Origin of the sequence: Enterobacter sp. AC1 (genome assembly GCF_050434705.1) — a bacterium.
Classification (GTDB): Bacteria; Pseudomonadota; Gammaproteobacteria; order Enterobacterales; family Enterobacteriaceae; genus Enterobacter; species Enterobacter cloacae_L.
On sequence record NZ_JBNDIZ010000003.1, the window covers coordinates 421621 to 443827 of the forward strand.

The following is a 22207-nucleotide window of genomic DNA, read 5'->3' on the forward strand; positions in this document are numbered from 1 at the left end:
GGGTCAAAAGAATGTGGTTAAGGTAGCGGTAAACGCGCCAGGTCGCAACGTTGACTTATCTGCTTCTGCAAAAGAAAAGGGCCGGAATCCGGCCCTTTTTTGCATCAGGAGACATTACTCGTCAGCGTCATCCGCTACGTCATCGTCGGTGTCGGCTTCCGGCGCGATATCATCATCACCTTCCGCGACGCTACCGTCGATGGAGTCGAGCTCTTCGTCATCCACTGGCTCGGCAACACGCTGCAGACCCACCACGTTTTCATCTTCCGCAGTACGGATGAGGATCACGCCCTGGGTGTTACGGCCCACCACGCTAATCTCAGAAACGCGGGTACGCACCAGCGTACCGGCATCCGTGATCATCATGATCTGGTCGGCGTCGTCCACCTGCACCGCACCAACAACGGAACCGTTGCGCTCGGTCACTTTGATAGAGATAACGCCCTGCGTACCACGGGACTTCGTCGGATATTCGCTTTCCGCCGTACGTTTACCGTAGCCGTTCTGCGTGACGGTCAGGATAGCCCCTTCGCCGCGTGGAACGATCAGGGAAACGACGCTGTCTTCACCCGCCAGTTTGATACCGCGAACGCCCGTAGCGGTACGACCCATTGCGCGGACGGCGTTCTCTTTAAAGCGCACCACTTTACCGGCGGCAGAGAACAGCATGACTTCATCAGAGCCGGAAGTCAGGTCAACGCCAATCAGCTCATCGCCTTCATTCAGGTTCACCGCGATGATCCCCGCAGAGCGCGGACGGCTGAATTCAGTCAGGGCGGTTTTCTTCACGGTACCGCTAGCGGTGGCCATAAAGACGTTCACGCCTTCTTCGTATTCGCGTACCGGCAGAATGGCGGTGATGCGTTCGTTCGCTTCCAGCGGCAGCAGGTTAACGATTGGACGACCACGCGCACCACGGCTCGCTTCCGGCAGCTGATAGACCTTCATCCAGTACAGACGGCCCCGGCTGGAGAAGCAGAGGATCGTGTCATGGGTGTTTGCCACCAGCAGGCGGTCGATAAAGTCTTCTTCTTTAATACGTGCTGCCGATTTGCCTTTACCGCCACGACGCTGTGCTTCGTAGTCGGTCAGCGGCTGATACTTCACATAGCCCTGGTGAGAGAGGGTAACCACCACGTCTTCACGGTTGATCAGGTCTTCAATGTTGATATCAGAGCTGTTCGCGGTGATTTCGGTGCGACGCTCATCGCCGAACTGATCGCGGACCAGCTCCAGCTCTTCACGGATCACTTCCATCAGGCGATCTGCGCTACCCAGGATATGCAGCAGTTCGGCAATCTGTTCCAGCAGCTCTTTGTATTCGTCGAGCAGTTTTTCGTGCTCAAGGCCGGTCAGTTTCTGCAGACGCAGATCCAGAATCGCCTGGGCCTGCTGCTCAGTCAGGTAGTACTGACCGTCACGCACGCCGAATTCAGGCTCCAGCCACTCAGGACGCGCAGCGTCGTCGCCCGCACGTTCCAGCATAGCGGCGACGTTACCCAGCTCCCACGGACGCGCGATCAGGGCGGCTTTCGCTTCTGCCGGCGTCGGCGCACGGCGAATCAACTCGATAATCGGGTCGATGTTAGCCAGGGCAACGGCCAGCGCTTCAAGGATGTGCGCACGGTCGCGCGCTTTGCGCAGTTCGAAGATAGTACGACGGGTCACCACTTCACGGCGGTGACGCACGAACGCGCTCAGGATCTCTTTCAGGTTCATGATCTTCGGCTGACCATGGTGCAGCGCAACCATGTTGATACCGAAGGAGACCTGAAGCTGAGTCTGGGAGTACAGATTGTTCAGCACAACCTCACCCACCGCGTCGCGTTTGATCTCAATCACGATGCGCATACCGTCTTTGTCAGACTCATCACGCAGCGCGCTGATACCTTCAACACGTTTTTCTTTTACCAGCTCGGCGATTTTTTCAATCAGACGCGCTTTGTTCACCTGATACGGGATCTCGTGAACAATGATGGTCTCACGGCCGGTTTTGGCGTCCGCTTCCACTTCGGCGCGGGCACGGATGTAAATCTTGCCGCGACCGGTGCGGTACGCTTCTTCAATACCGCGACGACCGTTGATGATCGCCGCCGTCGGGAAATCCGGACCCGGGATGTGTTCCATCAGCCCTTCAATGCTGATGTCTTCATCGTCGATATAGGCCAGGCAGCCGTTGATCACTTCGGTGATGTTATGCGGCGGAATGTTGGTTGCCATACCGACGGCGATACCGGACGAACCGTTCACTAACAGGTTCGGGATCTTGGTTGGCATAACATCAGGAATGCGCTCGGTGCCGTCGTAGTTATCGACGAAATCAACGGTCTCTTTTTCCAGGTCGGCCATCAGCTCGTGGGCGATTTTCGACATACGGATTTCCGTATAACGCATCGCCGCTGCGGAGTCGCCGTCAACAGAACCAAAGTTACCCTGACCATCTACCAGCATGTAACGCAAGGAGAATGGCTGCGCCATACGGACGATGGTGTCGTACACGGCGGTATCACCATGCGGGTGATATTTACCGATGACGTCACCCACGACGCGGGCAGATTTTTTATAGGCTTTATTCCAGTCATTGCCCAATACGTTCATGGCGTATAGTACGCGACGGTGTACCGGCTTCAGGCCATCGCGGACATCCGGCAGCGCACGGCCAACAATGACCGACATCGCATAGTCCAGATAGGAGCTCTTCAGCTCTTCCTCGATGTTAACCGGTGTAATTTCTCTCGCAAGGTCGCTCATCTAACCGCTATCCCTCTACTGTATCCCGGATTCAAAGGTCGCAAATTATAACACAGCCGAGGTGATTGAGGTAAACCTATACGCTTTATTCACAGGGATTGCCTGATATACTCCTTTGTCTTGCTAAATAAGGAGTAAAAGCGCCCATGAATGCCGAAAAATCCCCGGTGGCTCACAACGTTGACCATGAAGAGATTGCCAAATTTGAAGCGGTGGCGTCCCGCTGGTGGGATCTCGAAGGTGAGTTCAAACCGCTGCACCGCATTAACCCGCTGCGTCTGGGCTATATCGCGGAGCGTTCCGGCGGTCTGTTCGGTAAGAAAGTGCTCGATGTCGGCTGCGGCGGCGGTATCCTGGCTGAGAGCATGGCGCGCGAAGGGGCGAACGTCACTGGCCTCGATATGGGCTTTGAACCGCTGCAGGTTGCCCGTCTTCATGCGCTGGAGTCCGGCATCCAGGTGGAATACGTGCAGGAAACCGTCGAAGAACACGCGGCAAAACATGCTCATCTGTACGATGTGGTGACCTGTATGGAGATGCTGGAGCACGTTCCCGATCCGCAGTCCGTGGTGCACGCCTGCGCAAAACTGGTGAAACCGGGCGGCCAGGTCTTCTTCTCGACCATCAACCGTAACGGTAAAGCCTGGCTGATGGCCGTCGTCGGCGCGGAATATGTCCTGCGCATGGTGCCGAAAGGGACGCACGACGTGAAGAAATTCATCAAGCCTGCGGAGCTGTTAAGCTGGGTTGACCAGACGTGGCTCAAGGAGCAGCACATCACCGGCCTGCACTACAATCCGCTGACCGATAAATTCAAGCTCGCACCGGGCGTAGATGTTAACTATATGTTGCATACCACCGCCAAAAACGACTAACGTCATTCGTTATTCTTATAAAGATTGCGCGACATCATGTTGCGCAATTCTGACCTCCCGTTGAAGAAATCAGCACTCGATCAAATTTTGAATTTTTTTTCTTAATTATTGACATGTCTTCCAGGCCTTACGGTACGAGGACTTAGCCTTTTTTACCCTTTCACAACCTCAATTTAACGTCAAAATCAACCCTTGTGCTGAAAAGATTCGATACTAGAATACTCACCATATAGCGTTTTTCTTATCGCAAACCCCCTATATGTAGTATTTATCCACAGAGTTAGTCACAAGACGGATCTGTGGATAAGCGGGGGATATTTTTTTATTTCACGGACAGGTAAACCCCACATGAATCAGAGTCTGCTGGTGACAAAGCGCGACGGTACCACCGAGCGTATCAATCTGGACAAAATCCATCGAGTACTCGACTGGGCAGCAGAAGGACTGAACAACGTATCTATCTCCCAGGTTGAACTGCGTTCCCACATCCAGTTCTACGACGGCATCAAAACGTCTGATATCCATGAAACCATCATCAAGGCAGCGGCGGATCTGATCTCCCGCGAAGCACCGGATTATCAGTACCTCGCTGCACGTCTGGCGATTTTCCACCTGCGTAAAAAAGCCTACGGCCAGTTTGAGCCGCCTAAGCTGTACGATCACGTGGTGAAAATGGTCGAGCTGGGCAAATACGACACGCATCTGCTGGAAGACTATACGGAAGAAGAGTTCGAGCAGATGAACGGGTTTATCGATCACTGGCGCGACATGAACTTCTCCTATGCGGCGGTGAAGCAGCTCGAAGGCAAATACCTGGTTCAGAACCGCGTAACCGGTGAGATCTACGAAAGCGCCCAGTTCCTCTATATTCTGGTGGCTGCCTGCCTGTTCTCTAACTACCCGCGCGACACCCGTCTGGAATACGTGAAGCGTTTCTACGACGCGGTATCGACGTTCAAGATTTCTCTGCCTACGCCAATCATGTCTGGCGTGCGCACCCCAACCCGTCAGTTCAGCTCCTGCGTACTGATCGAGTGTGGTGACAGCCTGGATTCCATTAACGCCACCTCCAGCGCCATTGTGAAATACGTTTCCCAGCGCGCCGGTATCGGCATCAATGCCGGTCGCATCCGTGCGCTGGGCAGCCCGATTCGCGGCGGTGAAGCGTTCCACACCGGCTGTATCCCGTTCTATAAGCACTTCCAGACGGCAGTAAAATCCTGCTCTCAGGGCGGCGTGCGCGGCGGTGCTGCGACCCTGTTCTACCCAATGTGGCACCTGGAAGTGGAAAGCCTGCTGGTTCTGAAAAACAACCGCGGCGTCGAAGGCAACCGCGTGCGTCACATGGACTACGGCGTGCAGATCAACAAGCTGATGTACACCCGTCTGCTGAAGGGCGAAGACATCACCCTGTTCAGCCCGTCCGACGTCCCGGGCCTGTATGACGCGTTCTTCGCCGATCAGGACGAGTTCGAGCGTCTGTATACCAAATACGAAAAAGACGACAGCATCCGCAAACAGCGCGTGAAGGCGGTAGACCTGTTCTCCCTGATGATGCAGGAACGTGCCTCTACCGGTCGTATCTACATCCAGAACGTGGACCACTGCAACACCCACAGCCCGTTTGACCCGGTGGTTGCGCCAGTGCGCCAGTCTAACCTGTGCCTGGAGATCGCCCTGCCGACCAAACCGCTGGAAGACGTGAACGACGAAAACGGTGAAATCGCGCTGTGTACGCTGTCCGCGTTTAACCTGGGTGCAATTAAGAGCCTGGACGAGCTGGAAGAGCTGGCCGTGCTGGCCGTACGTGCGCTCGACGCCCTGCTGGATTACCAGGATTACCCAATCCCGGCAGCCAAACGCGGTGCAATGGGCCGCCGTACTCTGGGTATCGGCGTGATCAACTTCGCCTACTGGCTGGCGAAAAACGGCAAGCGTTACTCTGACGGCAGCGCCAACAACCTGACGCACCAGACGTTTGAAGCCATTCAGTACTACCTGATGAAAGCCTCCAACGAGCTGGCGAAAGAGCAAGGCGCGTGCCCGTGGTTCAACGAAACCACCTACGCGAAAGGCATTCTGCCCATCGACACCTACAAGAAAGACCTGGACGCGATTGTCAGCGAGCCGCTGCACCTCGACTGGGAAGGCCTGCGCGAGTCCATCAAGACCCACGGCCTGCGTAACTCCACGCTCTCTGCCCTGATGCCGTCCGAGACCTCTTCGCAGATCTCTAACGCTACCAACGGTATTGAACCGCCGCGCGGCCACGTCAGCATTAAAGCGTCGAAAGACGGCGTGCTGCGTCAGGTGGTACCGGATTACGAGACGCTGGGTAACAACTACGAGCTGCTGTGGGAAATGCCTAACAACGACGGCTATCTGCAGCTGGTGGGTATCATGCAGAAGTTTATCGACCAGTCGATCTCTGCCAATACCAACTACGACCCGACGCGGTTCCCGTCCGGCAAGGTTCCGATGCAGCAGCTGCTGAAAGACCTGCTGACCGCGTATAAGTTTGGCGTGAAAACCCTGTACTATCACAACACCCGTGACGGTGCGGAAGACGCGCAGGACGACATGGTGCCGTCAATTCAGGACGATGGCTGCGAAAGCGGCGCATGTAAGATCTAATAAATCCCCTCACCCTAACCCTCTCCCACAGGGAGAGGGAACTCTTTCCCCCTCTCCCTGTGGGAGAGGGCCGGGGTGAGGGAAATAACACCACAGGACACATTCATGGCATATACCACCTTTTCACAGACGAAAAACGACCAGCTCAAAGAGCCGATGTTCTTCGGCCAGCCGGTCAACGTGGCACGCTACGATCAGCAAAAATATGACATCTTCGAAAAGCTGATTGAAAAGCAACTCTCCTTCTTCTGGCGCCCGGAAGAAGTGGACGTTTCCCGCGACCGTATTGATTTCCAGGCGTTGCCGGATCACGAAAAGCATATCTTCCTCAGCAACCTGAAGTACCAGACGCTGCTGGACTCCATTCAGGGTCGTAGCCCGAACGTGGCGCTGCTGCCGCTGATCTCGATTCCTGAGCTCGAAACCTGGGTGGAAACCTGGGCGTTCTCCGAGACGATCCACTCCCGCTCTTACACCCATATCATCCGCAACATCGTGAACGATCCGGCGGTAGTGTTTGACGATATCGTCACCAACGAGCAGATCCAGAAGCGCGCGGAAGGCATTGCCCACTACTACGACGAGCTGATCGAGATGACCAGCTACTGGCATCTGCTGGGTGAAGGCACGCATAACGTGAACGGCAAAACCGTTACCGTGAACCTGCGCGCGCTGAAAAAGCAGCTGTACCTGTGCCTGATGAGCGTTAACGCGCTGGAAGCGATCCGCTTCTACGTGAGCTTCGCCTGCTCCTTCGCCTTTGCCGAGCGCAAGCTGATGGAAGGCAACGCCAAAATCATCCGCCTGATCGCCCGTGACGAAGCCCTGCACCTGACCGGGACTCAGCACATGCTGAACCTGCTGCGCAGCGGCGCGGACGACCCGGAAATGGCTGCGATTGCCGAAGAGTGCAAGCAGGAGTGCTATGACCTGTTCGTGCTGGCGGCCCAGCAGGAGAAAGAGTGGGCAGACTACCTGTTCCGCGACGGCTCCATGATTGGCCTGAACAAAGACATTCTGTGCCAGTACGTTGAGTACATTACCAACATCCGCATGCAGGCCGTCGGTCTCGACCTGCCGTTCCAGACGCGCTCTAACCCAATCCCGTGGATCAACACCTGGCTGGTGTCCGATAACGTGCAGGTGGCGCCGCAGGAAGTGGAAGTGAGTTCTTACCTGGTCGGTCAGATTGATTCTGAAGTCAACACTGACGACCTGAGCGACTTCCAGCTCTGATGACGCGCGTAACGCTGAGCCTTTCGGGCACCGAAGTGTTGTGCCAGGAAGAGCACCCTTCCCTGCTGGTGGCGCTAGAAGCGCATCAGGTGGAGGTAGAGTACCAGTGTCGTGAAGGCTATTGCGGCTCGTGTCGCTGCCGCCTGGTCGCAGGCCAGGTGGACTGGCTGACCGAACCGCTGGCCTTTATCAACGAAGGGGAAATTTTGCCCTGCTGCTGCCGGGCAAAAGGCGATATTGAGATCGAGATGTGATTGCCCTGTTTCCCTCTCCCTGTGGGAGAGGGTTAGGGTGAGGGCATCAGGCCGCAGAGCCTGATTGTCGGGTGGCGGCTTCGCCTTACCCGACCTACAAAACTATTTTAAGAACGTCACCGCTTTATCCGGGAAATCCGTAAACAGTCCGTCCACGCCCGCCTGGTTATACAACACCTCATAAAGCTGATTCACGTCCGTGGCATACGGCGGCAGCTGGTCTGCACGCACCGTGTACGGGTGAACCTGCATCTTGCTGGCATGCGCCTCTTTTACCATCGCCGTCAGCTTCACGTGGCCCGGGGTCGAGCCCTCCGCCACCAGCATGTGGTAATCCGGCCCGATGCCGTCGGCGTACTGCGCAATCTGCTTCATCGCGCCCGGCTTAAACATCCAGTCGTAGTTGTAGTTCACCCACTTGCCGTCCGGCTGCTTCTCCTGGGTTTCATTCCAGTCGGTATAGGCAATCAGCTGTACCAGATTGAGGTTCATCCCCATCTTCGGCTCCAGCTCGGTTTTGATGCGCTTCAGCTCGGCGGCGTCAAAGCACTGCAGGTAAACCTTGTCCTTCTTGCTGGTGTAGCCGTACTGCTTCAGCACCTCCAGCGTCTTCGCGGCAATGTCTTTCCCTTCCTGGTGGTGGAACCACGGCGCTTTGATTTCCGGGTAGATACCGATATTTTTCCCGGTCGAGTGGTTCAGCCCCTGAACAAACTCAATCTCTTCCTGGAAGGTGTGGATCCGGAAGTCAGATTTGCCCATCGGGAAACGTCCCGGATAGACCTGCACCTTCTTGCCGTTTTCAATCTCGAAGCCTTCGGTAAACTTCAGGGAACGGATCTCATCCAGGGTAAAATCAATGGCGTAGAAGCGACCATCTTTGCGGGCGCGGTCGGGGAAACGCTCCGCCACGTCCGTCACGCGGTCAAGATAATGATCGTGCAGGACCACCAGCTGGTCGTCCTTCGTCATCACCAGGTCCTGTTCCAGGTAATCCGCGCCCTGCGCATAGGCCATCGCTTTTGCCGGCAGCGTATGCTCCGGCAGATAGCCGCTCGCGCCGCGGTGGGCGATGACAATTTTATCTGCCGCCAGCGCGGACCCGGTCATCAGGCCCGCCAGCAGCAGGCCGGTTGCTACGTAAGATAATTTCATGGCAATGCTCCTTATTGACGACGTGCCTGCACTTCCGCGTGGTGACGTTTCTCACCGATCATCACGATAATCAGCAGCAGTACCGCCAGCACGCTACCGCCAATCATCACCATAAAGCCGCCGTCCCAGCCGAAGAAGTCAACGGTATAGCCCACGATAGCGCTCGCCGCGACCGACCCACCCAGATAGCCGAACAGACCGGTAAAGCCTGCCGCCGTGCCTGCCGCTTTCTTCGGTGCCAGCTCCAGCGCGTGCAGACCGATCAGCATAACCGGACCATAAATAAGGAAGCCGATGACGATCATACAGGCCATATCTACTGACGGGTTGCCCGGCGGGTTGAGCCAGTACACTACGGTGGCGATGGTGACCAGGGTCATAAAGAAGACGCCCGTCGCACCGCGGTTGCCTTTAAACACCTTGTCCGACATCCAGCCGCAAAGCAGCGTGCCCGGGATCCCAGCGTATTCATACAGGAAGTAGGCCCAGGAAGATTTATCCAGCGCGAAGTGCTTCACCTCTTTCAGGTAGGTCGGTGACCAGTCCAGAATGCCGTAGCGCAGCAGGTAAACGAACACGTTCGCTACCGCGATGTACCACAGCAGCTTGTTCGGCAGGACGTACTTCATGAAGATCTGCTTTGCGGTCAGCTCTTCTTCGTGCTCCTTGCTGTAATCATCCGGATAGTCGTTTTTGTACTCTTCGATCGGCGGCAGGCCGCAGGACTGCGGCGTATCGCGCATCAGGGCGAAGGCAATAATCGCCACCACGATGGCGCCAAAGGCAGGCATATACAGCGCGGCTTTCCAGTCGTTGAACCAGGCCATCCCCAGCAGGAACAGCAGAGGCGGAATGCCGCCCCCCACGTTATGCGCGCAGTTCCACACCGACACGATACCGCCGCGCTCTTTCTGCGACCACCAGTGCACCATGGTGCGTCCGCACGGCGGCCACCCCATTCCCTGGAACCAGCCGCAGAGGAACAGCAGCACGAACATGACGGCAATGCTGGAGGTTGCCCACGGCACAAAGCCCATAAACAGCATGACTGCTGCCGCCAGAATCAGGCCGGCCGGCAGGAAGACGCGCGGGTTCGAGCGGTCGGACACGGAACCCATAATGAATTTGGAAAAACCGTAGGCGATGGAAATACCCGACAGCGCGAACCCCAGATCGCCACGGGAAAAGCCCTGCTCTACCAGGTACGGCATGGCGAGCGCAAAGTTTTTACGCACAAGGTAGTACGCCGCGTACCCGAAGAAGATCCCGAGGAAAATTTGCCAACGCAGACGGCGGTATAGCGGATCAATTTCTGCCTCTGGCAGACGCGCCCGATGCGGCGCAGGTTTGAAGATACTGAGCATGACAGCCTCCGTGGCCAAAAATTGAATTTACAGGGGTTTAACTGCCCCATACTCCAGAGAGGTCGCGATGTTAAGAAATCACAGTGATTGTTACTGTGAATCAACGCACAGATTGTTACAGAAATATGACAGAATGCGCAAAAAAGCGCATGAAATCACGTTTCACTTTCGAATTTCGCTCGTTTGTGTTCGAAATCAAACAAACCACAGTTTTCATGTGGCTAAATGATAAAAAACGAACACAGAGGGATGACAATGACAATTCACGATCCTCGTTACAGCGATGTGATTATCATTGGCGGTGGTGCAACCGGCGCCGGCATCGCGCGCGATTGCGCCCTGCGGGGATTAAGCGTCACGCTTCTGGAGCGCCATGACATAGCGACGGGCGCTACCGGCCGCAATCATGGACTGCTTCACAGCGGCGCCCGCTACGCCGTGACCGACGGTGAATCCGCGCGCGAATGTATCGCCGAAAATCAGATCCTGCGGCGTATTGCCCGCCACTGTATTGAACCGACCGACGGTCTGTTTATTACGCTTCCCGAAGACGATCTCGCCTTTCAGCCACCCTTTATTACCGCCTGCCGCGCGGCGGGAATTCAGGCCGAGGCTATCGACCCGGCCCTCGCGCGGCGCATTGAACCCTCCGTCAACCCGGCCCTGACGGGCGCGGTAAAAGTGCCTGACGGTACGGTTGATCCTTTTCGCCTGACCGCCGCCAACATGCTGGACGCCCGCGAGCATGGCGCGCGCATACTGACCGGGCATGAAGTGACCGGGCTTATCCGCGAAGGCCATCGCATCTGCGGCGTGCGGGTGTTTGACACGCAATACAATGAGCACAGCGAGCTGTTTGCCTCCGTCGTCGTGAATGCCGCGGGGATCTGGGGGCAGCACATTGCGGAATACGCTGAGCTCTCGGTTCGCATGTTCCCGGCGAAAGGCTCCCTGCTGATCCTCGACCACCGCATTAATAACCACGTGATTAACCGCTGCCGCAAACCGTCCGATGCCGACATCCTCGTCCCCGGCGATACCATTTCGTTAATCGGTACCACCTCAACGCACGTGGACTACAGCGAGATTGATTACAACCGCGTGACCGCCGAAGAGGTGGATATTCTGCTGCGCGAAGGGGAAAAACTGGCCCCGGTAATGGCGCAGACCCGGATCCTGCGGGCCTACGCGGGCGTACGTCCGCTGGTCGCCAGCGATAACGACCCAAGCGGGCGTAACGTCAGCCGCGGCATCGTGCTGCTCGACCATGCCGCGCGTGACGGCCTGGACGGTTTTATCACCATTACCGGCGGCAAGCTGATGACCTACCGTCTGATGGCGGAGTGGGCAACGGATGCCGTCTGCCGCAAGCTGGGCAATACCGAACCGTGCGTAACGGCAGAACAGCCTCTGCCCGGTTCGCGGCAGTCCACCGAGAAGACGCTGCAAAAAATTATCTCCCTCCCCGCCCCCCTGCGCGGGTCGGCCATCTATCGCCATGGCGACAGAACGCCGGCCTGGCTGGGCGAAGGGCGACTGAGCCGCAGCCTGGTATGCGAATGCGAAGCCGTGACCGCCGGTGAAGTGCAGTACGCGGTGGAGAACCTGACGGTCAATAGCCTGCTCGATCTCCGCCGCCGCACCCGCGTCGGAATGGGAACCTGCCAGGGCGAGCTGTGCGCCTGTCGTGCCGCCGGGCTGCTGCAGCGTTTTCATACCACCACCGCCACCCAGTCGCTCGATCAGCTCAGCGCGTTTTTAAACGAGCGCTGGAAAGGCATTCAGCCTGTTGCCTGGGGAGATGCCCTGCGTGAAAGCGAGTTTACCCGCTGGGTTTACCAGGGGCTTTGCGGTCTTGAGAAGGAGCAACGCGATGAAATTTGATACCGTGATTGTCGGCGGCGGGCTGGCAGGCCTGCTCTGCGGCATCAAACTCACAAAGCGAGGGCTGCGCTGCGCCATTATCACCCGAGGCCAGAGCGCCCTGCACTTCTCGTCGGGCTCGCTGGATCTGGTGGACGATACGTACCGCGATAAGCTGCCGCCGGAGCACCCATATCACCTGATCGGCGCGCATAATATTGACCGCTTTGCGCTGGAAACCGAAGCGCTACTGGCGGACTGCGGCGCGCGCATGAAGGGGAGCGCCAGGCAAAATCATCAGCGCGTCACGCCGCTCGGTACCCTGCGTTCCGCCTGGCTCAGTCCGGAGGAGGTGCCCGTTGCCCCGTTCAGCGCCGCGCGCGTGCGGGTAGTGGGTATCAGCGGTTTTCTTGATTTTCAGCCCCATCTCGCGGCGGCATCGCTTTGCCGCCAGGGCGTTAACGCCGAAACGGCAGAGATAGAGCTGCCCGAACTTGATGTTCTGCGCGACAACCCGAGCGAGTTTCGCGCGGTGAATATCGCCCGTTTCCTCGATAACGAAGATAAGTGGCCGCTGCTGTATGACGCGCTCAGGCCGCTCGGCGAAAGCTGCGACGCGCTGTTGATGCCCGCCTGCTTTGGCTTACGCGACAACCGGCTCTGGCGCTGGCTCTCGGACCGACTGCCCTGCACGCTCGGCCTGCTGCCAACGCTGCCGCCTTCCGTACCGGGTATTCGCCTGCATACCCAGCTCCAGCGCCAGTTTGTTGCGCAGGGCGGCGTCTGGATGGCGGGTGATGAGGTGAAAAAAATCACCCTGACGGACGGCGCGGTGAGCGAAGTCTGGACGCGCAACCACGATGATATTCCGCTTCGCGCCCGCTATACGGTGCTGGCAAGCGGCAGTTTCTTCAGTAACGGACTGCTGAGCAGCCGGGAGGGCATTCGGGAAGCCATTATGGGGCTGGATGTCCGGCAAAGCGCCTCCCGCGCGGACTGGTATCAGAGTGATTTCTTCTCGCCTCAGCCCTGGCAACAGTTCGGCGTAATTGTCGATAACCAGCTACACCCGCAGCTTTCCGGTAGGCCCGTCCGCAATCTCTTTGTCATCGGCTCGCTGCTGGGCGGATACGACCCGATCGCTCAGGGATGCGGTGGCGGCGTCTGCGCCGTCACGGCGCTGTATGTGGCAGAGCAGATTATCCAGCGCACGGAGGTTGCACAATGAACGACACCCGTTTCGAAAGCTGCATCAAATGCACGGTTTGCACCACCGTCTGCCCGGTCAGCGGCGTCAATCCCCGCTACCCTGGCCCGAAACAGGCCGGGCCGGACGGCGAGCGTCTGCGCCTGAAGGACGGCAGGCTGTACGACGAGGCGCTGAAATACTGCATCAACTGCAAACGCTGCGAGGTGGCCTGCCCGTCGGATGTTAAAATCGGCGATATCATCCAGCGCGCCCGGGCGCGCTACGGCACGCAAAAGCCGACGCTGCGGGACGCCATTCTGAGCCACACCGACCTGATGGGCAGCATCTCTACGCCCTTTGCCCCGCTGGTCAACGCGGCGACCTCTCTCAAACCGGTGCGCCAGCTGCTGGATGCCACGCTCAAGATAGACCATCACCGCATCCTGCCGAAATACTCTCACGGCACCTTCCGCCGCTGGTACAGGTCCGTCGCCGCGGAGCAGGCCCAATACGCCGACCAGGTGGCCTTTTTCCACGGCTGCTATGTGAATTACAACCACCCGCAGCTGGGTAAAGATCTGCTGAAGGTGCTGAACGCCATGGGAACGGGCGTCCAGCTACTGAACAAGGAGAAGTGCTGCGGCGTACCGCTGATTGCCAACGGGTTTACCGATAAAGCGCGCAGGCAGGCAAAAAGCAACGTCACCTCCCTGCGCGAAGCCATTGTCGACAAGGGTATTCCGGTGCTGGCGACCTCGTCCACCTGCACCTTCACCCTGCGCGACGAGTACCCGCATCTGCTGGACGTCGATAACAGCGGGCTACGCGAGCACATCGAGCTGGCAACGCGTTTCCTGTGGCGCAAACTGGATAGCGGGCAGACGTTGCCGCTGGGAAAACTCCCCCTGAAAGTGGTGTACCACACGCCGTGTCATATGGAAAAAATGGGCTGGTCGCTCTATACGCTTGAACTGCTGCGGTTGATTCCGGGCCTTGAGCTGACGGTGCTGGATTCGCGCTGCTGCGGGATTGCGGGAACCTACGGCTTCAAGCGTGAGAACTACGAAACGTCACAGGCGATTGGCGCCCCGCTGTTTCGCCAGATTGAAGAGAGCGGCGCGGATATCGTGGTGACCGACTGCGAAACCTGCAAGTGGCAGATTGAGATGTCCACCAGCAAGCGCTGTGAACATCCGATTACCCTGCTGGCGAAGGCGCTGGGCTGAACGGTGCCGGGGCGAAAGGCCCCGGCACGGGTTTTATTCAACGAACAGCGACTCGACCACCTGGATCCAGCCGTGCTCGCTGGCAACCTCTTTACCATTCAACCAGCGGCGCAGCATGTTCAACGCCATCATGGCGCAAACCTCCTGACGCACCGCCAGGCTGTGGCGGGTGATGCTCATTTTTACCCGCAGCGCCCAGGTGCCTTCCGGCGTGGCCAGCGCGAAGTTAAGGTATTCCTCATCCAGCCCCCCGACAAACAGCGCCAGGCCGGCAAAATGTTTCACCCTTCTTTCAGAAGCCCAGCGGGCGGTCTGCGCCAGCGTTTCCTGCTGGAACGGCACCACTTCGCTGGCCAGCAGCGGCGCGTTGACGCGCGACAGCTGCAGCGCCAGCAGGCCGCCGGTGAACTGCTCGCTTAAGGTCACGCTCAGCTGGCGCGACTGCAGATGCTTCGCAATCTGCGCCGGAAGCCCTTCCGTGCCTTCAAAAATTAGGCTTTCGCCCGCCACGCGCTGCACCTCAGGCCACAGGGCCAGCATCGCCTCTTTCTGCGTGGCCGGACCGGTAAGCTTAAGTTCAATGATCGGCATGGAGGAGCGATACCCCATGGACACGTCCGGCGGCAGTGCCAGGTGGTCGAGGCTCTGAGCCAGATCGCTTTCCGAGCGGCCAAAGGTGGTCAGACGCAGGCAAAGCGGGGGTTCCGGCAGGGTAAAACGATCGCGAAGGCGCGGCAGGATCTGCTGCTCGACCATCACTTTAAATTCTGAGGGCACGCCCGGCGTGAAGAACATCAGGCAGCGGTTCAACTGCATGGCAAACCCGCACGCGGTGCCGACCAGGTTATCGACCAGCTCCGCGCTGGCGGGGATTTCAGCCTGCTTGCGGTTGCTGGGGGCCATGATGCGGCCGCGTTCGGAGAAAAAGCGCTCCATCTGCGAAAGCCACGCCTCGTGCAGCACCAGCCCTTCGCCTTTTGCGGTCGCGGCAGCCAGCGCGCTGAGATCGTCGCTGGTGGGGCCGAGCCCACCGTTCACAATCAGCACGTCACAGTGTTCGCTGCGCTCGCGCAGAATAGCGACCAGTGACTCAAGATTGTCGCCCACCGTGTTGCGGCGCGTTAACGGTAATCCTTGCTCAAAGAAAAGATCGGCAAGCCAGGCAGCATTGGTATCAATAATTTGGCCATGCAGCACTTCGTCGCCGGTGGATAACATCTCCACGTTAATCATTATGTTCTCCCGCTAATTTGGTCAAAACACTATAGCGCAAACGCGGGGTGGAGAAGAGAGAAACTGGCGCGACAGAATGCCGCGCCGGAGTGATTAGAAGCCTGCGCTAACGCCCACGTACGGGCCGTCGGCCAGCGCGTTGTCGCGGTTGCCGTCTTTGCCGGCCAGGTTCAGATAACGATAGCCTGCTTCGATGGTAATCGGACGCATGATAGTCCAGCGCGCGCCGGCGTTGGCCTCTTCATAGCTTTCGATACCGCTGGAGAGGGAGTCCGGAGAATAGTAGTACTCGCCAAACAGGCCGAAGCTGTCGCCAATTTTCCACTGCAGGCCGCCGCCCACTGCCGCCGCGTATCCTTCGTCACCGTCATTTGGGTTGGTATAGATACCTTTACCGCCGACGGTCGCCAGGAACGGGCCGAGAGGAACGTTAAGACCCAGGCCGAGGCTGGCCGCGTCGCCGTCGTCATCGTTATGCGTCCAGCCACCGGTCATCGCCAGACCGGAGGTCTCTGTACCCATGCCAAAGCCCAGGTGGGTGTAGTCCTGACCCGCCGAGCCGTTAATGCTAATAGCGTTAGCCGCCGCAGAAACAACCATCAGGCCGAAGCCCATTAATGCCACTTTTTTCATTGTCGCGATCCCGCACATTTTATAAGAAGTCCCAAAACCGCGAGATTTTAACCTGACTCTTCCGGGGATCAAGCACTCTGCGTGCGGCAGGTCGATAGATTGTAACTGTTTGAAACGGCTATTATCCTTTCAGCGATGCGTTCACCCACTGCTGCAGCGCGCGACGCGAAACTTTAATGCCGCCATTTTTAAGCTCGGTCGGCAGCAGCAGCCAGCGGACGGGCTGCTCAAAACGCGCCAGCTTATCCCTGACCCAGTCGGGAAAACAGGCGATATCCGTTCCCGGCTCACACTCCACCACCGCCACCGGACGTTGCCCGAACTCGGCGTCGTCCAGCGGAACGATAAATACCTGGTTAATCTGCGGATGCCGGGCGATAACCCGCTCAAGGCTTTCCGGCTGGATCCCTTCTCCGCCGCTAAAAAAGAGATTGTCCATGCGGCCCAGAATCGTCAGGCGACCGTTATTCAGCTCGCCGCGATCGCGGGTGGCGAACCATCCCTGCGCATTGGTCAGCGGCATCAGCGCGCCGTCGCGCCAGTAGCCTGAGGCCATGCTTTGCGCCCTGATCCAGACTTCACCGTTAACGACCTGTACCTCTCTACCCGGCAGGGCACTGCCCACGTCCGGCTCGCCGTCCGCCGCTTTCGCGCAGACGGTAGAGGCAAACTCGGTCAGGCCGTAACCGCAGAAGGTGCGAATTCCCTGCTCTCTCGCCTTTTGCGTCAATTCTACCGGAATGGCCGCCCCGCCAAGCAAAACCGCTTTCAGGGCAATGTGGCTTTCGGTATTCAGAAGACGCCAGAGCTGGGTCGGCACCAGCGAGGCGTGCGTACAGCCGCGCAAGGCCTGCGCCAGGGGCTGTTTCTCGCGCACGGTTAACCGTGCGCCGGCCAGCAGCCAGCGCCATAAAATACCCTGACCGGAAACGTGAAACAGCGGCAGCGAAAGCAGCCAGTCGTCGTCATCTCCGTAGGGCATCAGCGCCAGCACGCCGCGCGCGCTGGCCAGATGGGCCTCGCAGGTATGCACCGCCGCCTTAGGCAGACCGGTAGAGCCGGAGGTCAGCGTCATGGACGCCAGCCGCGCAGGCTGCCACGCGGCGCGATATTCACCCGCGCGCTCGCGCATGTTCAGGGGAGGAAGACCGTCGTAGAGACCATCCAGCACCAGCGCAAAGCGCAGGGTCATCTGGGGAAGCAACACGTCCAGCAGCGGGCGCGGCAGCTGCGGATTAACGGGAAGGATACGCGCTCCGCACTGGAGCAGCGCCAGCCACGCCAGCAGGGTTTGCGGGTGGTTATAGGCCAGCAGCAGCACGCCGTCGCCCTCCTCCACGCCCTGCTGGTGAAACCCCGCCGCAAGGCTGTCGACGCGCGCGCACAGCTGTTGCCAGGTAAGCGTCTCGTCGTTAAGCCTCAGGGCAGGCTTATCGGCAGACAGCGCGCGCCAGTGCCGCCAGGGCCAGTCGGTAAAACTCATCGCAGCGGCTCCAGCGCCTCGGTGCCGAGGCACGGCAGCGCGCTGTCTGGCCACGTGCGGATAAGCTGGGCCTGCATCAGGTTCAGCGTATCGAGGCCAGGCACCGTGTCCGGCGTTAACCAGGCGGCAATACGCGCCAGCTGGGTTAGCCCCAGGCTGGACTCAATCGACGAGCTGATCACCGCCGTCAGCCCTGCGGCGTGCGCCGCCGCGACCTGCTCGCGCACCTTCGCCAGACTGCCGGTCAGCGTCGGCTTAATCACTACCGCGCTGACGCCGGGTTCGGCAACGAAGGCAAAATCCGCTTCGCGCAGGCTTTCATCCCAGGCGATGGCAATCCCCGTTTCGCGGGCAAACGCGCGCGAATCGTCGCGGGTTTTACACGGCTCTTCCAGGAAGGCAATGCGGCTGCGGTACGCCGGGTTGACGTATTTCGCAAACTGCTGCGCCTTCAGCGGCGTCCAGGCGCGGTTGGCATCCAGACGCAGGTGCAGATCGGGGATCGCCTCCAGCAGCAGGTTGGCAACCATGCCGTCGCGCACCGCTTCGTAGAGGCCGACTTTAATTTTCGCGACCTTCTCGCCCGGCATGGCTGAGAGCAGCGCGAAGAGTTCGTCCGGGTCTCCCGTGCAGAGCGGTGCCGCGCGGTAGTTAGCCTTTTCAGCCAGGCTGCCGTCCAGCTCCGCCAGCGCGCAGCTGATACCAAAAGCCGCGGAAGGCACGTCCGATAACGCCGGGTTCTCGCCCTCACGCCACCTTGCCGTCCACGCCAGCAATGCAGCCTGCGCGTCCTCCAGCGACTCGAGGCTAAAGCCCGGCAGAGGCGAAATCTCGCCCCAGCCTTCCCGCTCGCCCTGCTGCAGATGCACGAAGAAGCCGTCACGGGTTTTTAACCGCCGTTCACGCAGCACCACGCCCGCGTCCATCGGTATCTGCCAGCGGTAAACCTGCGCGCGACGCATTACGGGTTCCGTTTGTATTTGCTGAAGTCCGGCTGGCGTTTTTCATTAAACGCGTTGCGCCCTTCCTGACCCTCTTCGGTCATGTAGAACAGCATGGTGGCGTTGCCCGCGAGCTCCTGCAGACCCGCCTGACCGTCACAGTCGGCGTTGAGCGCGGCTTTGAGGCAGCGCAGCGCCATTGGGCTGTTTTGCAGCATTTCGCGACACCAGCGTACGGTCTCTTTTTCGAGATCGGCAATCGGTACCACGGTATTCACCAGGCCCATATCCAGCGCTTCCTGAGCGTTGTATTGACGGCACAGGAACCAGATTTCACGGGCTTTTTTCTGCCCGACGATGCGTGCCATGTAGGAGGCACCCCAGCCGCCGTCGAAGGATCCGACTTTCGGGCCCGTCTGGCCGAAGATGGCGTTCTCTGCCGCAATGGTCAGGTCACACATCATGTGCAGCACGTGACCGCCACCGATGGAGTAGCCTGCCACCATCGCCACCACCGGTTTCGGACAGGTACGGATCTGGCGCTGGAAATCGAGCACGTTCAGGTGGTGCGTGCCCGCATCGTCCTGGTATCCGCCGTAGTCACCGCGCACTTTCTGATCGCCGCCGGAGCAGAACGCCTTCTCGCCTTCGCCGGTCAGGACAATCACGCCGATATTGTCGTCGTAGCGCGCATCCGCCAGGGCCTGAATCATCTCTTTAACGGTCAGCGGACGGAAGGCGTTGCGCACCTGCGGACGGTTAATGGTGATTTTGGCAATGCCGTCGGTGGATTTATGGTAGCGAATGTCGGTGTAGCCTTCGGAGCAGTCTTGCCATTCAACCGGTGCATAGAGCATGTTTTCATCAGGATAGATCATGGAATGTCCTTTATACGAAGACGCAGTATCTGAGCCAGACTCGCGGTAACCGCATCGGGATTTTCCCGGTGGGCGTTGTGTCCGGCGTTGGGAATGACATGGCGAACGGCGTTCAGCTCAGCGGCAAGGGCCGCAAACTTCTCATCGCGTTCGCCATAGAGGTAATTAAAAGAGAAATGGCGTGCCCCAAGCGCGGCACGCAAATCGGGCTGCACGGCCAGCGACGTCGCCTCAAGCATCATCGCCAGCGCCGCGCCGCTGTTCTGGCTGCGCAGGGTAACCAGCGCCTCGCGCTGGGCATCCGTGAGTGAGGCAAAAACGGGCTGTTGATACCAGTCAGCGAATACCTTACTTAGCGGTTCGGTGCGAAAACGTCTCGCCCAGCGGCGGTCAGAGGCCAGCCGCGCATTTCGCGCTTCGGCATCCTGCAGGCCCGGATGCCCGCCCTCAACCATCACGCCCAGCAGCCCCTCAGGCTGCTGGCAGGCATGAAACATCGCAATGCGGCCGCCGAGGGAGTACCCGATGAGCCAGAACTTGAGTATGTTGTAACTAAGCAAGGTTTGGGCGAGCAGCGTACTCATCTCCTCAAACCCCATCACGCTAAAATCTCGGGATCCACCGTGACCCGGCAGATCCAGATACAGCCGGGGGTAGTCGCTGAGTTTTTCACCGACCTTCTGCCACTCGCGGCAGTCCCCGGAAAAGCCGTGCAAAAAGACCAGCCAGGGATAGCCCGGCTTGCCGGCCTGCTGCACGCCCGAGAGGTTCACAGCTGGCTCACCTGCGCCAGCAGGCTTTGCAGCATCTGCGCACCGTCTGCATCATTCACCACCAGCTCAATCAGCGTCGCACCGGGCTGTTTCCAGGCGGTGCCCAGCGCGTCATCCAGCTGTTCCCAGCTTTCAGGGCGATGGTATTTAAGGCTGAACATCGCCGCGGCGTGCTCGAAGTGTACGTTCTGCGGCATCAGATAGAAGCGCTCGCGCTCGCTCTGCGGCGTGGGCAAAAGGGAGAAAATCTGCCCGCCGTTGTTGTTGACCACAATCAGCACAAACGGGGCTGACGCCTGACGCAGCAGCGCCAGCGCGTTGAGATCGTAGAGCGCGGAGAGATCGCCCACGATCGCCAGCGTCGATTTCGCGCTGGCGCGCTGTACGCCCGCCGCCGTTGAAATCAGCCCGTCGATGCCGCTGGCGCCGCGGTTGCTGTAAACCGGGTAGCCGGCAGGCAGCTTCGAAAAGGCGTCAATCAGGCGCACCACCAGGCTATTGCCGACAAACAGCTGCCCCTGCTCAGGTAGAAGCTGGCGAATACGGTGCGCCAGCCCGGCCTCGCTAAACGCGTCGCAGTGCGCTTTGGTCAGCTCCCACGCCTGACGCGAAAGGTCCGGGAGGGTCACCGCCCAGGGTTTGCGCTTTTCCGCCGGATGGAGCGTCAGCCAGGCGTCAATACGGCTGACCAGGCGACGACCGCGATGGTGCGCCGGGTCGAGCCGCCCTTCCAGCGGATCCACCAGCCAGTACTCTTCCGGCGTGCAGGTAGCCTGCCACTGCAGTAACCGCTTGCCGGTCAAACTCGAGCCCACCTGAACCACAATCTGCGCCTGCGACAGCTCGGTAACCGCTTTCGCATTACCCAGCCAGAGGTCGGCGCACGGCAGCGGCTGACCGGTCTGGGAAAGCACGTCCCCAATCAGCGGCCAGCCGAGCGTTTGCGCCCATTCCGCGACCAGCTTGCCTTCAGCGGCGCTCATGCGCCCGGCGATGACCACGCCGCGCTTCTGCCGCCAGAAGAACCAGTCGCGCTGTTTTGCGCTCTCAAGATGCGTCTGCTCGCGCAGCCACGGTTTTTCACTCTCCCACCAGTCACCGAGAGCGTGCTGCCATTCCAGACCCGTGTCGTCCAGCTCACCGTACAGCGGCTCGGCAAACGGGCAGTTGATGTGCAACGCCCCGCCGCGCAACGTCTCCATGGCGTGATCGACGGTGGAAACCAGCCAGCTTGCCGGAATATCCTGGGTGGGACGCGGTAACGAAATCGTCTGCGACGGATGTGAAGCAAAGAGTCCCGGCTGGCGAATCGCCTGATTGGCGCCGCAGTTGATAAGCTCAGGGGGGCGATCGGCGGTGAGCAGGATCAGCTTTTCACCGGTTAACCCGGCTTCAATCAGCGCCGGATAGAGGTTTGCCACCGCGGTACCGGAGGTGACAATCACCGCCACAGGTTCTTTGCTGGCTTTCGCCAGGCCCAGCGCCAGATGGCCAAGGCCGCGTTCATCAAAGTGGGTGTGATGAATCAACGCCCGGTTTTCGGCGGCCGCCAGCGTCATCGGCGTTGAGCGAGAACCCGGTGCAATACACACGTGCCTGACGCCATGGCGCGTCAGGGCTTCAAGGATCACCGCCGCCCAGCGTCGGTTAAAAGAACTTACTGACATGAGATTGTCCGGTATCAAGAATGCGACACAGTATAAATAATAGAAAAAATTG

17 protein-coding genes are annotated in these 22207 nt (G+C 59.0%); 7 read left to right on the forward strand and 10 right to left on the reverse strand.

What is annotated here, in order from left to right; genetic code table 11:
* Window positions 1-114: 114 nt before the first annotated feature.
* A complete protein-coding gene (gene gyrA / locus M2433_RS11710) occupies window positions 115-2751 on the reverse strand; it encodes a DNA topoisomerase (ATP-hydrolyzing) subunit A (protein WP_429054238.1) in 2637 nt (878 codons plus the stop codon).
* 146 nt (window positions 2752-2897) lie between these two features.
* Between gyrA and ubiG the strand changes: the two genes are divergently transcribed.
* The 4 genes from ubiG to yfaE all read left to right on the forward strand — a co-directional run bounded on the left by ubiG (window position 2898) and on the right by yfaE (window position 7750).
* Window positions 2898-3626, forward strand: coding sequence for a bifunctional 2-polyprenyl-6-hydroxyphenol methylase/3-demethylubiquinol 3-O-methyltransferase UbiG (gene ubiG, locus M2433_RS11715; protein ID WP_429054237.1), 729 nt, complete (start codon window positions 2898-2900; stop codon window positions 3624-3626).
* Between the two features lie 348 nt (window positions 3627-3974).
* Complete coding sequence (nrdA, locus tag M2433_RS11720) at window positions 3975-6260, forward strand: class 1a ribonucleoside-diphosphate reductase subunit alpha (RefSeq protein ID WP_023312513.1); 2286 nt, start codon at window positions 3975-3977, stop codon at window positions 6258-6260.
* Between the two features lie 105 nt (window positions 6261-6365).
* Entirely contained in the window at window positions 6366-7496 is a 1131-nt protein-coding gene (gene nrdB / locus M2433_RS11725; RefSeq protein WP_429054234.1) for a class Ia ribonucleoside-diphosphate reductase subunit beta, read from the forward strand.
* Entirely contained in the window at window positions 7496-7750 is a 255-nt protein-coding gene (gene yfaE, locus M2433_RS11730; protein WP_025757202.1) for a class I ribonucleotide reductase maintenance protein YfaE, read from the forward strand. The genes nrdB and yfaE overlap by 1 nt, the downstream gene beginning before the upstream one ends.
* Before the next feature lie 102 nt (window positions 7751-7852).
* Here the strand turns inward: yfaE and glpQ are convergent, their stop codons facing one another.
* Window positions 7853-8905: a glycerophosphodiester phosphodiesterase gene (gene glpQ, locus M2433_RS11735; RefSeq protein ID WP_429054231.1), complete on the reverse strand. Its 1053-nt coding sequence runs from the start codon at window positions 8903-8905 to the stop codon at window positions 7853-7855.
* A gap of 11 nt (window positions 8906-8916) precedes the next feature.
* The gene (gene glpT / locus M2433_RS11740) at window positions 8917-10269 is read right to left on the reverse strand and encodes a glycerol-3-phosphate transporter (protein ID WP_059312828.1); all 1353 of its coding nucleotides are present in this window, start codon (window positions 10267-10269) and stop codon (window positions 8917-8919) included.
* A gap of 255 nt (window positions 10270-10524) precedes the next feature.
* Between glpT and glpA the strand changes: the two genes are divergently transcribed.
* The 3 genes from glpA to glpC are packed head-to-tail and all read left to right on the forward strand — an operon-like array spanning window position 10525 to window position 14547.
* Window positions 10525-12153 carry an anaerobic glycerol-3-phosphate dehydrogenase subunit A gene (gene glpA / locus M2433_RS11745; protein WP_429054229.1) on the forward strand — a complete coding sequence of 543 codons (1629 nt, stop codon included), beginning with the start codon at window positions 10525-10527 and terminating at the stop codon, window positions 12151-12153.
* The gene (glpB, locus tag M2433_RS11750) at window positions 12143-13360 is read left to right on the forward strand and encodes a glycerol-3-phosphate dehydrogenase subunit GlpB (protein ID WP_429054227.1); all 1218 of its coding nucleotides are present in this window, start codon (window positions 12143-12145) and stop codon (window positions 13358-13360) included. Before glpA ends, glpB begins: the two co-directional genes overlap by 11 nt.
* Window positions 13357-14547: an anaerobic glycerol-3-phosphate dehydrogenase subunit GlpC gene (gene glpC / locus M2433_RS11755; protein WP_429054226.1), complete on the forward strand. Its 1191-nt coding sequence runs from the start codon at window positions 13357-13359 to the stop codon at window positions 14545-14547. The genes glpB and glpC overlap by 4 nt, the downstream gene beginning before the upstream one ends.
* 33 nt (window positions 14548-14580) lie before the next feature.
* Here glpC and M2433_RS11760 read toward each other — a convergent pair whose 3' ends face one another.
* From M2433_RS11760 to menD, 7 genes are all read right to left on the reverse strand, one after another.
* Window positions 14581-15780, reverse strand: coding sequence for a nicotinamide mononucleotide deamidase-related protein YfaY (locus M2433_RS11760; protein WP_429054225.1), 1200 nt, complete (start codon window positions 15778-15780; stop codon window positions 14581-14583).
* A gap of 93 nt (window positions 15781-15873) precedes the next feature.
* A complete protein-coding gene (locus tag M2433_RS11765) occupies window positions 15874-16413 on the reverse strand; it encodes a YfaZ family outer membrane protein (protein WP_059312833.1) in 540 nt (179 codons plus the stop codon).
* Between the two features lie 121 nt (window positions 16414-16534).
* Window positions 16535-17896, reverse strand: coding sequence for an o-succinylbenzoate--CoA ligase (menE, locus tag M2433_RS11770; protein WP_429054223.1), 1362 nt, complete (start codon window positions 17894-17896; stop codon window positions 16535-16537).
* The gene (gene menC / locus M2433_RS11775) at window positions 17893-18858 is read right to left on the reverse strand and encodes an o-succinylbenzoate synthase (protein WP_429054222.1); all 966 of its coding nucleotides are present in this window, start codon (window positions 18856-18858) and stop codon (window positions 17893-17895) included. The genes menE and menC overlap by 4 nt, the downstream gene beginning before the upstream one ends.
* Window positions 18858-19715, reverse strand: a complete 858-nt coding sequence (menB, locus tag M2433_RS11780; RefSeq protein ID WP_014832749.1) for a 1,4-dihydroxy-2-naphthoyl-CoA synthase — start codon at window positions 19713-19715, stop codon at window positions 18858-18860. Before menB ends, menC begins: the two co-directional genes overlap by 1 nt.
* Window positions 19712-20488: a 2-succinyl-6-hydroxy-2,4-cyclohexadiene-1-carboxylate synthase gene (gene menH, locus M2433_RS11785; protein WP_429054220.1), complete on the reverse strand. Its 777-nt coding sequence runs from the start codon at window positions 20486-20488 to the stop codon at window positions 19712-19714. The genes menB and menH overlap by 4 nt, the downstream gene beginning before the upstream one ends.
* A complete protein-coding gene (gene menD, locus M2433_RS11790; protein WP_429054218.1) occupies window positions 20485-22155 on the reverse strand; it encodes a 2-succinyl-5-enolpyruvyl-6-hydroxy-3-cyclohexene-1-carboxylic-acid synthase in 1671 nt (556 codons plus the stop codon). Before menD ends, menH begins: the two co-directional genes overlap by 4 nt.
* Window positions 22156-22207 lie beyond the last annotated feature (52 nt).

Bases quoted from the DNA above. Each gene is read 5' to 3' on its own strand.
- gyrA (WP_429054238.1), bottom strand. From the start codon at position 2,751: ATGAGCGACCTTGCGAGAGAAATTACACCGGTTAACATCGAGGAAGAG.
- ubiG (WP_429054237.1), top strand. From the start codon at position 2,898: ATGAATGCCGAAAAATCCCCGGTGGCTCACAACGTTGACCATGAAGAG.
- nrdA (WP_023312513.1), top strand. From the start codon at position 3,975: ATGAATCAGAGTCTGCTGGTGACAAAGCGCGACGGTACCACCGAGCGT.
- nrdB (WP_429054234.1), top strand. From the start codon at position 6,366: ATGGCATATACCACCTTTTCACAGACGAAAAACGACCAGCTCAAAGAG.
- yfaE (WP_025757202.1), top strand. From the start codon at position 7,496: ATGACGCGCGTAACGCTGAGCCTTTCGGGCACCGAAGTGTTGTGCCAG.
- glpQ (WP_429054231.1), bottom strand. From the start codon at position 8,905: ATGAAATTATCTTACGTAGCAACCGGCCTGCTGCTGGCGGGCCTGATG.
- glpT (WP_059312828.1), bottom strand. From the start codon at position 10,269: ATGCTCAGTATCTTCAAACCTGCGCCGCATCGGGCGCGTCTGCCAGAG.
- glpA (WP_429054229.1), top strand. From the start codon at position 10,525: ATGACAATTCACGATCCTCGTTACAGCGATGTGATTATCATTGGCGGT.
- glpB (WP_429054227.1), top strand. From the start codon at position 12,143: ATGAAATTTGATACCGTGATTGTCGGCGGCGGGCTGGCAGGCCTGCTC.
- glpC (WP_429054226.1), top strand. From the start codon at position 13,357: ATGAACGACACCCGTTTCGAAAGCTGCATCAAATGCACGGTTTGCACC.
- M2433_RS11760 (WP_429054225.1), bottom strand. From the start codon at position 15,780: ATGATTAACGTGGAGATGTTATCCACCGGCGACGAAGTGCTGCATGGC.
- M2433_RS11765 (WP_059312833.1), bottom strand. From the start codon at position 16,413: ATGAAAAAAGTGGCATTAATGGGCTTCGGCCTGATGGTTGTTTCTGCG.
- menE (WP_429054223.1), bottom strand. From the start codon at position 17,896: ATGAGTTTTACCGACTGGCCCTGGCGGCACTGGCGCGCGCTGTCTGCC.
- menC (WP_429054222.1), bottom strand. From the start codon at position 18,858: ATGCGTCGCGCGCAGGTTTACCGCTGGCAGATACCGATGGACGCGGGC.
- menB (WP_014832749.1), bottom strand. From the start codon at position 19,715: ATGATCTATCCTGATGAAAACATGCTCTATGCACCGGTTGAATGGCAA.
- menD (WP_429054218.1), bottom strand. From the start codon at position 22,155: ATGTCAGTAAGTTCTTTTAACCGACGCTGGGCGGCGGTGATCCTTGAA.